The sequence below is a fragment of the Wolbachia endosymbiont (group B) of Hofmannophila pseudospretella genome, assembly GCF_964028515.1.
Taxonomy (GTDB): domain Bacteria; phylum Pseudomonadota; class Alphaproteobacteria; order Rickettsiales; family Anaplasmataceae; genus Wolbachia.
On sequence record NZ_OZ034788.1, the window covers coordinates 496518 to 512929 of the forward strand.

At 34.0% G+C, this 16412-nt stretch carries 12 protein-coding genes and 5 pseudogenes; 12 read left to right on the forward strand and 5 right to left on the reverse strand.

The window, feature by feature from the left end; translation table 11 throughout:
* Window positions 1–52: 52 nt before the first annotated feature.
* From ABWU24_RS02335 to ABWU24_RS02365, 7 genes and pseudogenes are all read left to right on the forward strand, one after another.
* Window positions 53–1585 carry a Mur ligase family protein gene (locus tag ABWU24_RS02335; protein ID WP_341815427.1) on the forward strand — a complete coding sequence of 511 codons (1533 nt, stop codon included), beginning with the start codon at window positions 53–55 and terminating at the stop codon, window positions 1583–1585.
* 18 nt (window positions 1586–1603) lie between these two features.
* Window positions 1604–2194, forward strand: a complete 591-nt coding sequence (locus tag ABWU24_RS02340) for a COQ9 family protein (RefSeq protein WP_015587824.1) — start codon at window positions 1604–1606, stop codon at window positions 2192–2194.
* 482 nt (window positions 2195–2676) lie between these two features.
* Window positions 2677–2916 (forward strand): annotated as a pseudogene (locus tag ABWU24_RS02345) (ankyrin repeat domain-containing protein); the annotation flags it as partial.
* Between the two features lie 83 nt (window positions 2917–2999).
* Window positions 3000–3404, forward strand: a pseudogene (locus ABWU24_RS02350) (IS630-like element ISWpi10 family transposase); the annotation flags it as partial.
* A 63-nt stretch (window positions 3405–3467) separates the two neighbouring features.
* Window positions 3468–4260, forward strand: a protein-coding gene (locus ABWU24_RS02355) for an IS5 family transposase (protein WP_341815401.1) whose coding sequence is annotated in 2 segments (ribosomal slippage) — window positions 3468–3731 and window positions 3733–4260 — 792 coding nt in all. Because the reading frame shifts where the segments join, the coding sequence is not laid out codon by codon here.
* A gap of 6 nt (window positions 4261–4266) precedes the next feature.
* Window positions 4267–4870: pseudogene (locus ABWU24_RS02360) on the forward strand (IS630 family transposase); the annotation flags it as partial.
* A gap of 11 nt (window positions 4871–4881) precedes the next feature.
* Window positions 4882–5589, forward strand: a pseudogene (locus tag ABWU24_RS02365) (ankyrin repeat domain-containing protein); the annotation flags it as partial.
* Window positions 5590–5602: 13 nt separating this feature from the next.
* On the opposite strand, the gene ABWU24_RS02370 reads toward ABWU24_RS02365, so the two are convergent.
* Window positions 5603–6608 (reverse strand): IS630 family transposase gene (locus ABWU24_RS02370; RefSeq protein ID WP_353274215.1). Its coding sequence is split into 2 segments (ribosomal slippage): window positions 5603–6097 and window positions 6099–6608, totalling 1005 coding nucleotides; the frame shifts between segments, so codons are not numbered across the junction.
* Window positions 6609–6811: 203 nt separating this feature from the next.
* Here ABWU24_RS02370 and ABWU24_RS07815 point away from each other — a divergent pair.
* A pseudogene (locus ABWU24_RS07815) lies at window positions 6812–6910 on the forward strand (IS982 family transposase); the annotation flags it as partial.
* A gap of 843 nt (window positions 6911–7753) precedes the next feature.
* On the opposite strand, the gene ABWU24_RS02380 reads toward ABWU24_RS07815, so the two are convergent.
* Entirely contained in the window at window positions 7754–8782 is a 1029-nt protein-coding gene (locus ABWU24_RS02380; RefSeq protein ID WP_341815429.1) for a class I SAM-dependent methyltransferase, read from the reverse strand.
* Window positions 8783–8877: 95 nt separating this feature from the next.
* Here ABWU24_RS02380 and ABWU24_RS02385 point away from each other — a divergent pair, with 95 nt between their 5' ends.
* Window positions 8878–9249, forward strand: coding sequence for a hypothetical protein (locus ABWU24_RS02385; RefSeq protein WP_015587827.1), 372 nt, complete (start codon window positions 8878–8880; stop codon window positions 9247–9249).
* Complete coding sequence (locus ABWU24_RS02390; protein WP_108784050.1) at window positions 9250–9531, forward strand: DUF2610 domain-containing protein; 282 nt, start codon at window positions 9250–9252, stop codon at window positions 9529–9531.
* Window positions 9532–9541: 10 nt separating this feature from the next.
* Here ABWU24_RS02390 and dapD read toward each other — a convergent pair whose 3' ends face one another.
* Window positions 9542–10384, reverse strand: a complete 843-nt coding sequence (dapD, locus tag ABWU24_RS02395; protein WP_015587829.1) for a 2,3,4,5-tetrahydropyridine-2,6-dicarboxylate N-succinyltransferase — start codon at window positions 10382–10384, stop codon at window positions 9542–9544.
* 38 nt (window positions 10385–10422) lie between these two features.
* Between dapD and ABWU24_RS02400 the strand changes: the two genes are divergently transcribed.
* Window positions 10423–10833, forward strand: coding sequence for a zinc-ribbon domain-containing protein (locus ABWU24_RS02400; protein ID WP_015587830.1), 411 nt, complete (start codon window positions 10423–10425; stop codon window positions 10831–10833).
* 288 nt (window positions 10834–11121) lie between these two features.
* Entirely contained in the window at window positions 11122–12921 is a 1800-nt protein-coding gene (gene sdhA / locus ABWU24_RS02410; RefSeq protein WP_015587831.1) for a succinate dehydrogenase flavoprotein subunit, read from the forward strand.
* On the opposite strand, the gene ABWU24_RS02415 is transcribed toward sdhA, so the two are convergent.
* Both ABWU24_RS02415 and gmk read right to left on the reverse strand, forming a co-directional pair.
* Window positions 12893–15529 carry an ankyrin repeat domain-containing protein gene (locus tag ABWU24_RS02415; protein WP_341815431.1) on the reverse strand — a complete coding sequence of 879 codons (2637 nt, stop codon included), beginning with the start codon at window positions 15527–15529 and terminating at the stop codon, window positions 12893–12895. The two genes, sdhA and ABWU24_RS02415, sit on opposite strands and share 29 nt — an antisense overlap.
* A gap of 244 nt (window positions 15530–15773) precedes the next feature.
* Entirely contained in the window at window positions 15774–16382 is a 609-nt protein-coding gene (gmk, locus tag ABWU24_RS02420) for a guanylate kinase (protein ID WP_015587833.1), read from the reverse strand.
* Between the last annotated feature and the right edge of the window lie 30 nt (window positions 16383–16412).

Here is a 16412-nt window from a genome sequence, read left to right on the forward strand (position 1 = left end):
CTGCCAAAAACTATGGAAGAAGTCATTATAATTTGTATTATATCTTTATAAAATGGTTCGCATAAGTTATCTAGAAGTGCAACTAAACAAATACAAAAATCAAAGTGTTGCGGTTTTCGGCCTTGGTAAAACTGGTTTGTCCGTTATTAATGCTCTAACAAAAAGCAGTGCAAAAATATATGCATGGGATGATAATAAAGAGCAAATAGCAAATGCAAAAAAGATATATAAAGAGTGTAACTATACTCATCCCAATGAGTATAATTGGCATGAGATAAGCACACTAATTTTGAGCCCTGGAGTGCCAATACCAACGCATTGGGTAGTAAAACTTGCAAGAAGCTTTGACTGCAAAATAAAATCAGACATTGAGCTATTTCTCGAAACTAAAACTACAAGCCAGAAGGTTGTAGGCATCACCGGAACAAATGGCAAATCAACCACCACGTCACTAATAGGGCACATATTAAAATCCACAGGGAAAAAAGTAGCTATTGGCGGGAATTTAGGTGTGCCTATTTTGGATTTAGAAAGAGATGCAGAAATTTATGTAATTGAATTCTCCTCTTTTCAATTGGAGCTAATAAATAAAATTAATGTAGACATTTCTGTATTGCTCAACATCACACCAGACCACATAGATAGACATGGAAGTATGAATAACTACATAGCAACTAAATTAAAACTGATAAACAGTAGCAAGATTGCCGTGATAGGATGTGATAACAAAATTACCGCTGATGTATTCAATAAATTCACTGGGAACAAAATTCCAATTTCAGTAACATATTCCCTGGTGTCATTCCAGCGCATGACCAGAAAAGAAAAACCATTGCCAACTACTCAGATGATAGAGGGTAGTGCAAGAGATCTAATATCATTGGCAGATAACAATTTGCTTGATTATAGTGAACAGATTACTGGTATAGATCGAAATTATCTGGATCCCAGTGTCAGCTACTTGGATGACAAAAGGAGTGCTGAGATTCAGGAGATCTCGCTAAAACTAGAGAATCACAACTTATCAATGAGTGATATGAAAGTAAACCTAGTATCCAATGTGGAAAATATAGTAGCTGCACACGCTGTGTGCAAGTTACTTGGAGTAGATAGCAGCACTATTGTCAATGAAATCAAATCCTTTCCAGGGCTAAGACACAGAAATGAATTTCTTGGCAAAATACATAATGTACTTTTTATCAACGATAGCAAAGCAACCAATGCAGAATCGACCGAAAAGGCAATTTTATCTTATAAAAACATATATTGGATTGTTGGCGGAAAAAGCAAAAAAGGCGGAATAGAATCATTAAGCAAGCATTTCACCAAGATTAGAAAAGCTTTTCTTATTGGAGAATCAACTGAAGTTTTTGCAAACATTATGGAGAACAAAATAGATTATATGAAGTGCTATAATCTAGAAAACGCATTTAAACTGGCTTTTGAAGAGGCCATAAATAGCAAAGAAGAAGTAGCGATATTACTTTCTCCTGCATGTTCTTCTTTTGATCAGTGGAAAAATTTTGAAGAGCGCGGTGAAGCATTTTGCAGAATGTTTGAAAATCTCAGGTATAATTATATGTGATGTTTAGTATAATATTGTATGGAACAAAAGTTAATAGTAGATGAGTTGATTAAGGTTATTCCATTTGAAGGAATAAGTGATGCAACCTTATTGAAAGTGTGCACGAACCTTAACCTAGCCAATAGTTTTTGTAAATTTCAAAATGGAATATATAGTGCTTTGGAGTACATAGCAGAGGACTTAAATAGCTCAATGGAAACTGAATTTTGGAATTCCAATTTAGAAAATATGAAGGTAAGAGAGCGGATAAAGTTAGCTGTCCAAATACGCCTTTCAAACTATGCTAAGTTACAAAATTACAGAGAGTTTTTAAAAAATGTTTTATCATTCTCTATATTACCCCAAAATACATATTTTTCTAGTAAACTCTTGTACAGAACTGTTAGCGCGATTTGGTATGGCATTCATGATCAATCAACAGATTTTAACTACTATACAAAAAGAGCAATATTAGCTGGAGTGTACTTAAGTACGATACTTTTTTTTATCAATGATTATTCAAAAGATTTTGCAGATACCCTGTCGTTTCTTGACAAACGTATCAACAATGTCATGACATTTCAAAAGTTTAAAACCCGTTTGAATAGAATGGTAAGAAACTTCTTATAGCCTCTTTACTTATACGAGTTACTCGTATTTATACCTAAAGCTGCCTTGATTTTTATGTTAAGATAATTGAACATCCACTTTTTGCTTGCTTAATATTTATAGCTAAAGCTTCAGGGTGTCATTTCAGTGCGTGACGCAGAGATGTACGGAGATTGAAGATCAGTGCTTGACACTGGAATTCAGAAATTTTTTGAGAACAAAAGTTATGCTAAGTTTTTGTTGGTAAGAAAGGCTGGTGTCTGGGCACTGGGATGACAGTAGTGTGAAATGGGGCTACTTGGGGATGACAAAAAAGAATGTACTGGGATGACAAGAAATAGGGCAAATGTATAAAAATAAATATTTCTATATTCAGGAATTTGTGGACTTTAATATATCGGAATTTAGTAACTTCAATAAATTGTGATATATCTCTTATAGATTCATTCAAACTTAATTAAGTGGGAGTATTATTAATGCGAAAAGGGTTTAATTAAAATGGTATGGCGTGTGAGGAAGACATACATCAATTGGTAGAAAGTGGATTTGATATTAACTCAAAAGATATAAGCGGAGTCACTCTCTTACATAAGTTTACAAAAGAAGGCGATTTAGTTGGAGTAAAATCATTATTAGAGCACGAAGCTGACTTTAATGTTGTGGACAACGAAAATAGAAATCCACTGCATTATGCTATTATGCATGGACACAAAAAAATTGCTAAACTTCTTGTTAATCAACTGATACCAATTCCCACTATATAAAGAACAGATAGACAATAATGGGAAAGAAGTGATACTAAAGTAGATAAAATAGAGAGGTATAAATGGCATTAAGGTCAAAACTATTAGACGAAAAAGTTGTAAATTTGGCGAAAGAAATGTTAAAAAAGGTCAGAAATAACGCATATGTTTCAAAAAAGTTACAAGCGGTGATAGCAGGAAAAGAAAGTAGTATAAGCGCTGTGGCAAGAATATGTAAAATTTCAAGGACTGCTTTGACTGAATGGATAAAGCATCTAAAATTTGGTAGAGTAGAAAGATTATTTTCCCCGTCTCAGCGGCGAAGAAAAAGCAAATTAAACAAAAATCAACGTGAGCAAATTGAAATATGGGTAGAAAGAAATCCAAATATTACTATTAAGGAAGTGCAAATAAAAATCTCAGAGGAATTTGGCCTAAACATTAGCAAATCAACAGTGCACCGTGAGATACAAAGGATGAAGTTTTCTTAGAGCCTGTACGTGATCTCAAAAAAGGGATAGAATGAGAGGATAAAGTATATAAAGTAGGATATGCGAAGTTTATATCCAAGTGATATAAGTCGAGAAAAGTTTGAGATTATTGTAGCAGATCTGGAGTCTTGCAGGAAGAGGACAAAGCCAAGAACACTTGATTTATATCATGTATTTTGTGGAGTGTTATACGTCTTAAAAAGTGGCTGCCAGTGGAGAATGTTACCAAAAGAGTTTCCAAAATGGCGGAATTGTTACGACTATTTTAAGAAGTGGAGTGAAAAAGCAGATGCAAATAAAGAAAGTGTTCTGGAGCTGGTATTAAAAAAAAATAGTTGGCGTGGTCCGACAAAACAATGGTCGGAAAGAAAAAACCAGCTTCTGCATAATTGATGCACAAAGCGTAAAAAATGCAGATACTGCTGAAGAAAAAGGCTATGATGCAGGCAAAAAGGTTTCAGGAATAAAACGCCATATTGCGGTAGATACACAAGGTTTACCCCACGCAATTTATATAACAACGGCAGAAATAACTGATCGTAGTAGCGCTGTGAGAATGGTTAAAAATGCTAAAGAAAACCTATCTGAAGTTAAAAATATACTAGTTGATGCTGGCTACACAGGAGAAAATTTTGCAACACAAATAAAAGCAACTATTGGCGCTACCGTTGAAGTAATAAAGCGAAACGAATTACACACCTTTGTCGTATTGCCGAAAAGATGGGTTGTTGAGAGATCTTTTGCTTGGTTGCAAAAATGTAGGCGATTGTGGAAAAATTGCGAGCGGAAACTCAACACTAGCCTGCAAATGGTCGTTCTTGCTTTCGCTGCTTTGCTTCTGAAAAGATTATGAACAGGCTCTTACATAACACCGAGGCCAATTCACCATAAACAAGATAAAAACAAGCAAGAAGAGTTTAAAAAATACTTCAATAAAATAGTCAATTCCCACCCTGAAAAGGAGGTATTTTTTTGATGAATCACGATTTGGAACTCATTCAAAAATCGGACACGGATGGTTTAAAAAAGGGGTCAGAACACAGGTTAAAATGAAAATTGGTAGACAAAATTTCTATATCTACAGTGCGGTAAATCCAAGAAGTGGTAAGAAAATTAGCCTACTTGCTCCATATGTAAACACTGATTGTATGAATATATTTCTGGAGCAGATGTCGAAAGATTTAGGCACGAAAGAAGCCTTTCTTGTAATGGATTGTGCAAGTTGGCATAGATCAAAAAGTTTGAAAATTCAGGAAAACATTACCATCATATACTTGCCTCCTTATTCACCGGAACTGAATCCTGTTGAAAGGTTGTGGCAATATATCAAATACAATACTTTACGCAATAGTATCTACGATACCATAGGTTTACTTGAAGATGTTTTGTGTAATTTTATTGTCAATATTTCCAGTACTACTATTAAACGAGTTTGTAATGTTTCTTATTTGTTCGGTCAGTAATGGATTTTGGTATGACAATTAATTCTAGAGATAAAAATGGATTTACTCCACTTCACCTTGCTACACTACAAGATGACACAGAATTAATGGATTTTTTAATAACAAAAGGCGCAAAAATTAATGAAAAAGATGCTGAGGAAGGCTATACTCCTCTTCACATGGCTTCATTATACGGTTCTAAAAAGAGCGTCCAGATTTTAATTGATAGCGGAGCAAATCTTGAATGTGAAGATAACAACTTTCGTACTCCTTTATTTTTGACCATTTATCAATGTACTACACATTATGAAAGTAGAGCAGAGATTATAGAATATCTGATAAAGAAAGGTGCAAACATAGAAGCAAAAGATGCAGAAAATAATACTACGCTTTTTCTAGCAGCATATAACAACAAAATGAAACTGGTAAAGCTTATTGTAAAGCAAGCAAAAGCTAGGTTAAAAGAGTTTATTTGCACAAAAAACAAACATGGTTTTGATGCACTGGATTGCGCTATTAAGAATAATAATAGGCAAATGGTAATATTTCTTGTTTCAAAGGGAATAGAAGCAGATGACCAAGATTGTAGCGGTAACACCAGGTTACATAAAGCTAGCTATAATGGTGATACTAAAGCAGTTAAGTTCTTATTGGAGCTTAAGGTAAACGTTAATGCCGTCACTAGATGCAACAGAACTCCTCTGCTACTTGCAGCTAAAAAAGGCCATGTAGAAATTGTAATACCAAAATCCATTACTGACCGAACAAATAAGAAACATTACAAACTCGTTTAATAGTAGTACTGGAAATATTGACAATAAAATTACACAAAACATCTTCAAGTAAACCTATGGTATCGTAGATACTATTGCGTAAAGTATTGTATTTGATATATTGCCACAACCTTTCAACAGGATTCAGTTCCGGTGAATAAGGAGGCAAGTATATGATGGTAATGTTTTCCTGAATTTTCAAACTTTTTGATCTATGCCAACTTGCACAATCCATTACAAGAAAGGCTTCTTTCGTGCCTAAATCTTTCGACATCTGCTCCAGAAATATATTCATACAATCAGTGTTTACATATGGAGCAAGTAGGCTAATTTTCTTACCACTTCTTGGATTTACCGCACTGTAGATATAGAAATTTTGTCTACCAATTTTCATTTTAACCTGTGTTCTGACCCCTTTTTTAAACCATCCGTGTCCGATTTTTGAATGAGTTCCAAATCGTGATTCATCAAAAAAATACCTCCTTTTCAGGGTGGGAATTGACTATTTTATTGAAGTATTTTTTAAACTCTTCTTGCTTGTTTTTATCTTGTTTATGGTGAATTGGCCTCGGTGTTATGTAAGAAAACTTCATCCTTTGTATCTCACGGTGCACTGTTGATTTGCTAATGTTTAGGCCAAATTCCTCTGAGATTTTTATTTGCACTTCCTTAATAGTAATATTTGGATTTCTTTCTACCCATATTTCAATTTGCTCACGTTGATTTTTGTTTAATTTGCTTTTTCTTCGCCGCTGAGACGGGGAAAATAATCTTTCTACTCTACCAAATTTTAGATGCTTTATCCATTCAGTCAAAGCAGTCCTTGAAATTTTACATATTCTTGCCACAGCGCTTATACTACTTTCTTTTCCTGCTATCACCGCTTGTAACTTTTTTGAAACATATGCGTTATTTCTGACCTTTTTTAACATTTCTTTCGCCAAATTTACAACTTTTTCGTCTAATAGTTTTGACCTTAATGCCATTTATACCTCTCTATTTTATCTACTTTAGTATCACTTCTTTCCCATTATTGTCTATCTGTTCTTTATATAGTGGGAATTGGTATAAGCTAATATATGACAATTATCTGCTCGATAAAAATGGAATTAAATGTATCCGTTTAGCAGAGTGGCAAAATAAAATAGATAAAACCATAAAAATAAATGGTGTCATGCAATTTGAGCTTCGGCATAGATCCCCCATAAATTTTTTGGTACATGTTTTTTCAACATTAATTTCGTATTCCATGCAGTCGAAAAAGCCCTCTATTTCTAAGTTTTATTGACTCGGATAATCCATAACTGGGGTATATAGCATTTCTGCTTACATTGATCCTGTCTAAATTTAATCCCTATATCTTTGTTTGATGTTTGTTGTTCCATAATATTCTTCAATTCAAAGAATATTAATATTGGTATATAAGTATGAATATTATGCTAATATAATTACTTTTTAGGTATACATGGTAAATTTATGCCTGGAAACAGTTTTTCCTACACTTTCTTTATAAAAATCACAGGCGCCTGTTATTAGCTAAAGTAAAGGTCAAGTATCTGGAATTCTGGACATAAAATCCTCCTGTATAAAAAGATTAGAAAAAAATGCAGCGCACATATGACAGACGTGTGTATACGCTGAAAAAGATACGCTACGTTTTTTATTGAAAAGTTAACTGAAAGTCTGCAGACAAAGATAGATTTTGAGCTCTTAAAATATCTCTAATTGTCATTATAATCAGATTCAAAATATGCGGAAGTAATTTTTTTTGACAATAGATTTCTTGCATAACCAAGTGTCATTCCAGCTGGGATCCAACTAAGTTGGTAAACACTTTACAACGTTTTTTGCGCGAAAAGGCTGGATGCCAGTGTCAGCTACTTGCATGACATCGTCTTGGATGAAAATCAGTACGTGATGCACCAAAAATTGTGCATCAAAAGGGTGTCATTTGAGTAACTTTTTTGTTGTCATGCCAGTGTCAGCTACTTTCATGACACCTATTTGTTCCTATGATAGTCTTATCTGTCTATCTTATTTTGCTACTCTGCTGAACAGATACGTTTCTTTTACCTTTTTTATTCTGTAAATTTTTTAGTATTTGTATGTTTAACATAAGAACTATACAAGACTACAAATGTTGAATCAGCATTACCTTAAAGAGAGTACCCATATTTTCAGTTAATCTTAAAAATTCACTGAAGATCTCATTCTTCTGTTTATTACTTGCATTTTCCATTAAGGCTTGCGCTCTTTCCTTTATACCAAACAAATATAAAAATTCTCTTTGAGTTAAAATCTCACAATTTAAGTATTTTAATGAATCTTTTAATGCTTGAAAGTTTACAAGTGCAGTAATATCACTGTTACCAATATTTTCAAGAAAATTAGCATACTGATGCTGCCTTATCGATTGCAAAGTGCTCTTGTATGAAGGATATATATAGCCATAATCTATGATCAAAGCAGCTCCTCCATTATTGACTATCTTATTCTCAAGTTTCTTTAATATTTCGATTCCGGCTAGGCATACTTCCACTACTGCACCATTGAAACCCCCTGTCATTCCAGTCTGGAATCCAGTTTTTGGTCTGGTTAAGCACTGGAGTGACAATGAAAGACTGCCATCATCTTGTTTTATTACTCTATTTTCATACCACTGCTCATCACGATAAATAAATTGGTCAATTGGAAGGGCGTCAAATAACTCATTTGCAAAAAAAATAGTTGGCTGATTTGGTAAGTTGTCGACATCTGTGTGCCAGTTAATATCTAATCCCTTTAATTTCCCCTTTTGTGTTTTCTGTAAAATAGGGCTTATCTCAACTAGATGAATGTCCATTGAGCTAAAAAAACAGCTATATTTTTTGGTGACTCTTATTACATCATGAATGAGTGTTCCTTTACCTGGTCCAAGTTCAACTAGAGAAAATTTTGATGGCTTTCCTAATTTTTCCCATGTATTCATTATCCACACTGCAATTGTTTCACCAAATAGCTGACTAATTTCAGGTGCAGTAATGAAGTCACCATCTTTGCCAAGTGGTAATTTATTCATGTAATAGCCGTACTCTTTATGATATAGAGCAGAGTTCATAAAATCACTGATTGATATTGACCCTTGTCTTTTATCAATTAATTCGTGTATATAAGTGAGCATATTATTAATAAATGTTTAACTATAGCGTGCCATACTATAAAATAGTGGAGTATTTATATATATAATATAAGTTTAAAAGCGATAGTGCTTTGGTTATGAATAGTCAAGATACGGATTATGTTACCCTTATACCTCAAGATGATGGTGTTGAATATAAATTTGAAGAAGTTGTCAATTTTATAGAAAATAAAATTATAGGTGCTGATGGATTAACTTTAGCAGAGGTGTTTCAAGCGTTGGTTCAAATGCTGAATGGTGATCTAGAATTGGTCAAAAGAGTACTAGCATGTGCTAATATTATGGTAAAGCATGGAATGAGGATGGCGAAAGAGTCACAGCTAAGCAGAGCCGATGTTCTTCGAGCTTTAGAAGGCAAAGAAAGTATGCTCAATAGACAAGATTTTATCAAAAAACCATCTCTCCCACCTGCTATAAAATCGATTAAAAAGAAAAGTAGAGGTCTTTAAATGACTGCATCCATCAAAAAATTTACTGTACAGTGTGATTTTAAAGGACAAAATTCGCCTTTTGCAATATACATAGGAGATCCAAAGGGTGATACTCATCCAATTCACCATCAAGATTCCTGGCTTGCAAAGGAGCGTGGAGGAAATATACCTAACAAAGTCAAAGAAAGTCTGCAAAAATTACACAAGTTATCTCAAGAAAACGGAATTTCTTTTTCAGAATTATGTGCATATGCTATCACTGTAGTTAGCAACAATGATAAAAAAAGTGATAACAAGTAGTGAGATAAGTTTAATCTCTCAATATTTCATTTATAGAGGTCTTTGATCTCGTTTTTTCGTCTACTTTTTTTACTATAACTGCACAATAGGTTGAAATGTTATTTTTAGATGGAATGGATCCTGGCACTACTACAGAATAAGGTGGCACTTCACCGTAAGATAGTTTACTCGTTTCTCTATCAATAATTTTTGTTGATGCTCCAATAAACACCCCCATACTGAGGACTGATCCTTCTCTTATTATGACGCCTTCGGTTACCTCACTTCGTGCTCCAATGAAGCAGTTATTCTCTATAATGACCGGAGAAGCTTGAATAGGTTCAAGAACTCCGCCTATTCCCACTCCCCCGGAAATATGGCAATTTTTTCCTATCTGTGCACAACTACCAATTGTTGACCAGGTGTCTATCATTGTACCAGAATCAATATATGCACCAACGTTGATAAAGCTTGGCATTAGAACAACATTTTTACCTATGTAAGCAGATTGGCGGACAAAACACCCAGGGACTGCTCTAATTTTTGATTGGTAAAATTTCTCCTCATTCCATTCACTAAACTTGCTACCAATTTTGTCAAACCAGCAATTGGTATTGTCTATTATTTTGCTTTCCTCAGTGAGAAAATGTAATAATATTGACTGCTTTATCCACTTATGTACTATCCATTCTCCACTTGATAGCTTTTCTGCTACTCTAATTTTACCACTGTCAAGTAACTCAATTACCTCTTTGATTATTAATCTTGCTTCGTGTTTTAGATTATAGTCGTTAAGTTTTTCTTTATCTTTCCAAATATTTTCTATCTCATCTTGTAATTTTTTAGTTGCAAATTTTTCATTTATTATATACATATTGATATCAAATTTATATTATTTTATACGCAAGCACTATGAAAATACAATGTCATAATTGTACTAAAACTTACTTAGTATCTCGTGGGCAAATAGGTGAATCTGGAAGAAAAGTGAAATGTACAAACTGCAATCACATGTGGCATGAGTATCTAAAAGAAATGTCAAGTGAATTGTGCCCTGCTGGTATACAAGAAAAAAAAGCTAACTGGAGGCAAAGTTTAACTCTAGCTTTTGCAACAGTTGCAGGGTTATGCGTTATAATTGTTGGTGGTATCTTTCCAGGAGAGGTAAGTAAGGTATATAAAGCAGTTAGTGCATATAAAGATTCAATAAGCCATAAATTAGGATACAAAAAAGTGCAAACGGAAAATTCAAGTGCGAGAGAACTTGTTGTAAATGAGTTTTATCAAGATTACCTTTTTCTATCTAATTTTAGATCTAATTAAATAGGCATAAGTCATCAATGTTATGCAAGTAACTACACTTACTCCTCTATGATAGTGTTATCCCAGTGCTCAGACACTGGGATCCAGGAATTTTGATTGTGGATAAGCATATCAAATGGTTTGGTATAATAGAAGTCGGATTCCAGTGTCAGCTACTTTCATAACACCCTATGGTTGTTATGACATTATTTACTATAGGTTTGTTTCAGAAGCTTACATTTGGAAAACCAGTATAGATTTTTCCTACTTATGTGCTACTATAAGCCTGTAATGATAAAATAAGTGAATATGGATAAGTCAGAATACGAAATCATAGAACATGAATATGATGTGGTAATAGTAGGTGCAGGGGGAGCGGGGCTTAGAGCAACACTTGGAATGGCTGCAACTAATTTTTCAGTTGCCTGCATTTCTAAAATTTTCCCTACACGAAGTCATACAGTTGCAGCACAAGGCGGAATTAGTGCAGCTTTGAGCAACATTGCTGAAGATGACTGGCGCTGGCATGCATATGATACAATAAAAGGTTCAGACTGGCTTGGCGATCAAGATGCAATAGAGTATATGTGTAAAAATGCTGCAAAAGCTGTGATTGAACTTGAAAATTTTGGTGTACCCTTTTCTCGTACGGAAGATGGAAAAATATATCAGCGTGCCTTTGGTGGAATGACAACTCACTTTGGTAAAGGAAAATCGGCTCAGCGTACTTGTGCAGCAGCAGATAAAACTGGGCATGCAATTCTTCATACTCTATATCAGCAATGTCTTAAATTTAACGCTGAATTTTTTGTTGAATATTTTGTAATCGATTTGATTATGGACAAAGGGACATGCTGTGGAGTGATAGCTTGGTCGCTGTGTGATGGTACGTTGCATAGATTTCGTGCACATTCTGTGGTAATAGCAACAGGTGGTTATGGACGTGTTTATTTCTCTGCAACAAGTGCACACACCTGCACAGGTGATGGTAATGGCATGGTGGTAAGAGCTGGGTTGCCACTTGAAGATATGGAATTTGTGCAATTTCATCCAACAGGAATATATGGCTCAGGTTGTTTAATGACGGAAGGATGTCGTGGTGAAGGTGGGTACCTCGTTAATTCTCAGGGTGAGAAGTTTATGGAACGTTATGCACCAAAGGCAAAAGATTTGGCTTCTCGTGATGTGGTAAGTCGAGCAATAACAATTGAAATTAGAGAGGGAAGGGGAATTGGACCGAATAAGGATTACATGCACTTGAATATAGCGCATCTTGATCCAGAAGTGATCAAACTCAGATTACCAGGTATTAGTGAAACAGCAAAGACCTTTGCAGGAGTTGATGTTACTAAAGATCCGATACCTGTTATTCCAACTGTTCACTATAACATGGGAGGTATTCCAACCAACTATCATGGAGAAGTGATCACGTTGCAAAAAGGTAAAGAAGAAGTGGTAGAAGGATTATTTGCAATAGGAGAGGCAGCATGTGTTTCTGTACATGGTGCAAATCGACTAGGTTCCAACTCGCTTCTTGATCTTGTGGTTTTTGGTAGAGCTGCCGCGCTTAGGGCAAAAGAAAAATTGAAACCTGATACACCACATAAAAAATTGCATTCAGACTGCACAGACTTGATAGTAGATAGATTTAATAAAATGCGATTTGCTTCTGGAGAGTTCAAAGTAGCAAAAATACGAAGTGAAATGCAGCACACTATGCAGAAATATGCATCGGTATTCCGTGTTGCTGAAGTTTTAGAGGAAGGTAAAAAAGCTATAAAAGAAGTAGCAAAAATGATGCCTAACATTGCAGTTGAAGATCGTAGTATGATATGGAATAGTGATTTGGTTGAAGCTCTGGAGCTTGCCAATATGATTCCACAAGCAGTTATTACCATGGAATGCGCATCTAATCGCGAGGAAAGCAGAGGTGCTCATGCTCGTGAAGATTTCCCTGAACGTGATGATAAAAACTGGATGAAGCATACTATAGCATGGCTTAAAGAAGAGAAAAGCCAAGTTAGTGTAGAAATTGACTATAAAAAAGTTGCTGAAAAAACTCTGAGCGATGAGATTGATTTCATCGCCCCGGAAAAGAGAATTTATTAGTCAACCCATCTGGTTTATTTATAAATTGACGTAGTATTGATACATAGCTCATTTGAGTAGCTGGGCTTTCTGTATGCTCCGATTGATTTGACGATCTTTGTACTTCTTGCTCTGCTGAGTTGTTAGCTAAATTTTGTTGTTCAGTAACATTTTTAGGTTGTGTTGCAGTTTTGAGATTATCTTTACTGGTTTGCTGATCGTTGGTTAATTCTTTAACATGTTTCCTAATGCCGCTGAGTCCCAAAGTGACTATCAGACAGACCATGCCTGTTATAGCTATGATGGGTAACGCTGCTCCAATTGCAATTTGTCCTTGGAAGCAAGAAAGTGTTACCATTGTAATAATAGTAGTTGCTACTGTAATTGCTAACAATATGCTAGCTCTTCTGCCAGGATCAATGCATTTCCATGCAGCTTTGAGGCCATCTCCTGTTTTGTGTAGAATATGCTGACATTTTTTTGAAAAAGTTCTAACGTTATATTTTTTTTCAAGTTTTTTCCTTAGTTCTTTAGCTTTTACCTTTCCTTCTTGTGGAGTTTTTGAGTAATTTTCTAAATTACGTAAAGTGCAATAATATTTTTCAGTATGAAATTCTCGATCTTTTAGTTTCAGAGAACGGGAATCAGCACCTATTTCTAGCAGCTTTGCACAAAACTTTGTTGTATTGTCGTACTTTTTCCCTAGATCAAAAATTGTTTTCATTTGCGAAAGGTGGTTGCCTTTTTCTGCTTTTTTTGTTAGTGATACTTGTAGCGGTGTTCGTCCTTCTTCGTTAATGGCCTTTATAGCCTTACCTAACTGATCTTCAGATATTTCTTTTTCTTTTACTAAACTGGAAATCAACTCCAAACATGCAACCTTTTGTTCTCCTTTTAGCGAAGCAATATAGTGCAAAGCATTATTACCCTCTTTGTCTTGAGCAGTAATGTCTGCACTATTTTGGAGAAATAACTCTAAGGCTTTATATTTATTTGTTTTTTCAAATTTTTTATCTGTACATGATCGATTCTCATTCTTTTCTTTTATATACTGGAATAACTGATGTAGAGGTGTTAATCTTTCCCTGTTGGTAGTATTTACAGCATTACTAAATCTATCTTTGTCTGAAATTAACTCCAAACATGCAATTTTTTGCTCTCCTTTTAGTAAAGCAATGTGATGCAGAATATTATTACCCTCTTTGTCTTGAGCAGTAATATCAGCACCATTTTGGAGAAATAACTCTAAGGCTTTATATCTATTTGTTTTTTCAAATTTTTTATCTGTACATGATCGATCTTCATTTTTTTCTTTTATATGCTGGAATAAATAATAAAGAGGTGTTTGTTTTGCTGTATTTTCAGCATTTATAGCTTTTTTAAACTGTGCTTTAAGATGCTCTTTTTCTTCCTCCTTACTTACATTTAATATTATATTTGAAAATTCAAACTTTCGTTTTTGCTTTAATTCTAAAACTATTAGATGTAAAGCATTATTACCATCTGTATCTTTCAGGCTAATATCTGCTCCTTTTTGCAATAACTCCTTAAAGGATTTCTCATCTTTATTTTTAATTGCTAAATGTAGTTGATAATTATCATTACTATCCGGAGTATTTATGGTATGTGGTATAATTTCTTTAATTTTTGTTCTTATTTCTGATTTTAATTCAGGTTTCTTTACTGACTTTGCTAATTTTTCTAAGAAATCACAATAGTATGTCTTTTGCTCTTCTTTTAAGTATTGTAATTCTTTTGTAGATAATCCTAAATTGTCAGAGTTGGCTCCATACTCTAGCAATTTTGTAAGAAACTTAAATGTGTTATCGTTATCTTGGATTGTGTGAGAATCATGTTTCCCTTTTATTATCTTGTTAATTAGTGCTACCTGAAAAGGAGTCTTTCCTTCTTGATTTTCACTATCAACAAGTTGTGCTAAATTTTTCTCGTTAGCTATTTTTATCAAGGTATCTAGAAACTTAAGCTTTTGTTTCTTTTTGAGCGATGCAATAAGGTGTAAAATATTATTTCCTTTTTCATCTGTTATGCCACTGACATTTGTGCAATTTTTTAGATATTTTCTAAATTTCCTGTTGTTTCCATTTTGGATTGCATTTAGTAATTGAACGTCATTATCAGAATCCGATATTCTGTTTACTTCATCTTCAAAATCGCTATCAGAATCTGATATTCCGTTCATTTCATCTTCAAAATCGCTACCGTAGCCACTGTCTTGTTCATTGTACCTACTCAAACAACTTTTAGTGATTTCAGAAATTACTTGGTTTTTTGTTTCATTTGATATTCTTTTCGATCGTTCTACTACTTCACCTAGCACTGGAAGGAAGCACTGGATATAATATCTATAATATTTTTCCTGTTCTCTAAGTGATGCTTCTAATTTAATCAATACTTCAGGGCTAGCACCTTCCTTAAGTAACCTTTTGCATTCCTTGAGTGTTCCATCTCGACTTCTTGTTTTTTCATGCTTATGTTTTTCTTTTTTTACCTTTCTCTCTATAGTGTCATACAATTGCTTGTCTTTTTTATCTTGCTCTTGTTTTTCATTTTTGTTTATATATTCTAGTCTGTTTGCCTTAGTAACTAACACACTTAGATCTATCCTCATATTAAAACCTCAATATTAAAAGCTATTTTGCGTTAACGAATTGAATTAAACTTTTAAATTGAGCTAGATGTTGTCAAAATACAGGTAAAAAGGCAGAAAACTAGTTTCTATTAGAAAATCTGTTGTCATAATCAAATCCCCACTTTAGCACTTGTCTACTATTTTAACTATTTTATCTTAAAAAATAATAAATGTGGCTAAACTGTGAAGCGTGAATGCTGCTAAAAGAGATAAACAAATATTTTTATAGATCTTTCAAACTTGGTTTTTCTTCTAATTTTTTAAGCATTTCTTTACTTAGTATTGATTTTATCTCTTCTACGCTTTTATCAAGATCATCGTTGACTATGACGTAATCATATTTATTACTTTTACTTATCTCTTTTTGGGCTTCGGATAATCTCCGCTCTATTTCGCTTACATCATCACTATTACGCTTTTGTAAACGTAGTCTAAGCTCTTCCATTGAGGGAGGAAGTATAAAAACACTTACAACTTTTTCTCTTAAGATTTCAAACAAATGGAATGCTCCTTGCCAATCTATATTCAGTAAAACGCTTATTCCACTGCTCAGGTTTTGTTCTATAAAATCTTTTGGTATACCATAAAAATTCTCAAAAACTTTAGCATATTCAAGCATTTGACCAGCCTTACATAGTTCATGAAACTTTTCTTCAGTAACGAAAAAATAGTCTTTTCCATTTACTTCACCGGGACGAGGTTTGCGTGTAGTCATAGAAATAGACATAACTAAATCAGTTGATTGCTCAAGTAATTTTTCTGATATAGTAGTTTTTCCAGCTCCAGAAGGAGAGGATAGAATCAGTAGTATGCCCTCATTTTTTACGGTCATTTTTCTTTATTTAACAAGTACATTATAGAG

Coding starts and splice junctions, on each gene's coding strand:
- sdhA (WP_015587831.1), top strand. CDS start 11,122: ATGGATAAGTCAGAATACGAAATCATAGAACATGAATATGATGTGGTA.
- ABWU24_RS02390 (WP_108784050.1), top strand. CDS start 9,250: ATGACTGCATCCATCAAAAAATTTACTGTACAGTGTGATTTTAAAGGA.
- ABWU24_RS02380 (WP_341815429.1), bottom strand. CDS start 8,782: ATGCTCACTTATATACACGAATTAATTGATAAAAGACAAGGGTCAATA.
- ABWU24_RS02335 (WP_341815427.1), top strand. CDS start 53: ATGGTTCGCATAAGTTATCTAGAAGTGCAACTAAACAAATACAAAAAT.
- dapD (WP_015587829.1), bottom strand. CDS start 10,384: ATGTATATAATAAATGAAAAATTTGCAACTAAAAAATTACAAGATGAG.
- gmk (WP_015587833.1), bottom strand. CDS start 16,382: ATGACCGTAAAAAATGAGGGCATACTACTGATTCTATCCTCTCCTTCT.
- ABWU24_RS02385 (WP_015587827.1), top strand. CDS start 8,878: ATGAATAGTCAAGATACGGATTATGTTACCCTTATACCTCAAGATGAT.
- ABWU24_RS02415 (WP_341815431.1), bottom strand. CDS start 15,529: ATGAGGATAGATCTAAGTGTGTTAGTTACTAAGGCAAACAGACTAGAA.
- ABWU24_RS02400 (WP_015587830.1), top strand. CDS start 10,423: ATGAAAATACAATGTCATAATTGTACTAAAACTTACTTAGTATCTCGT.
- ABWU24_RS02340 (WP_015587824.1), top strand. CDS start 1,604: ATGGAACAAAAGTTAATAGTAGATGAGTTGATTAAGGTTATTCCATTT.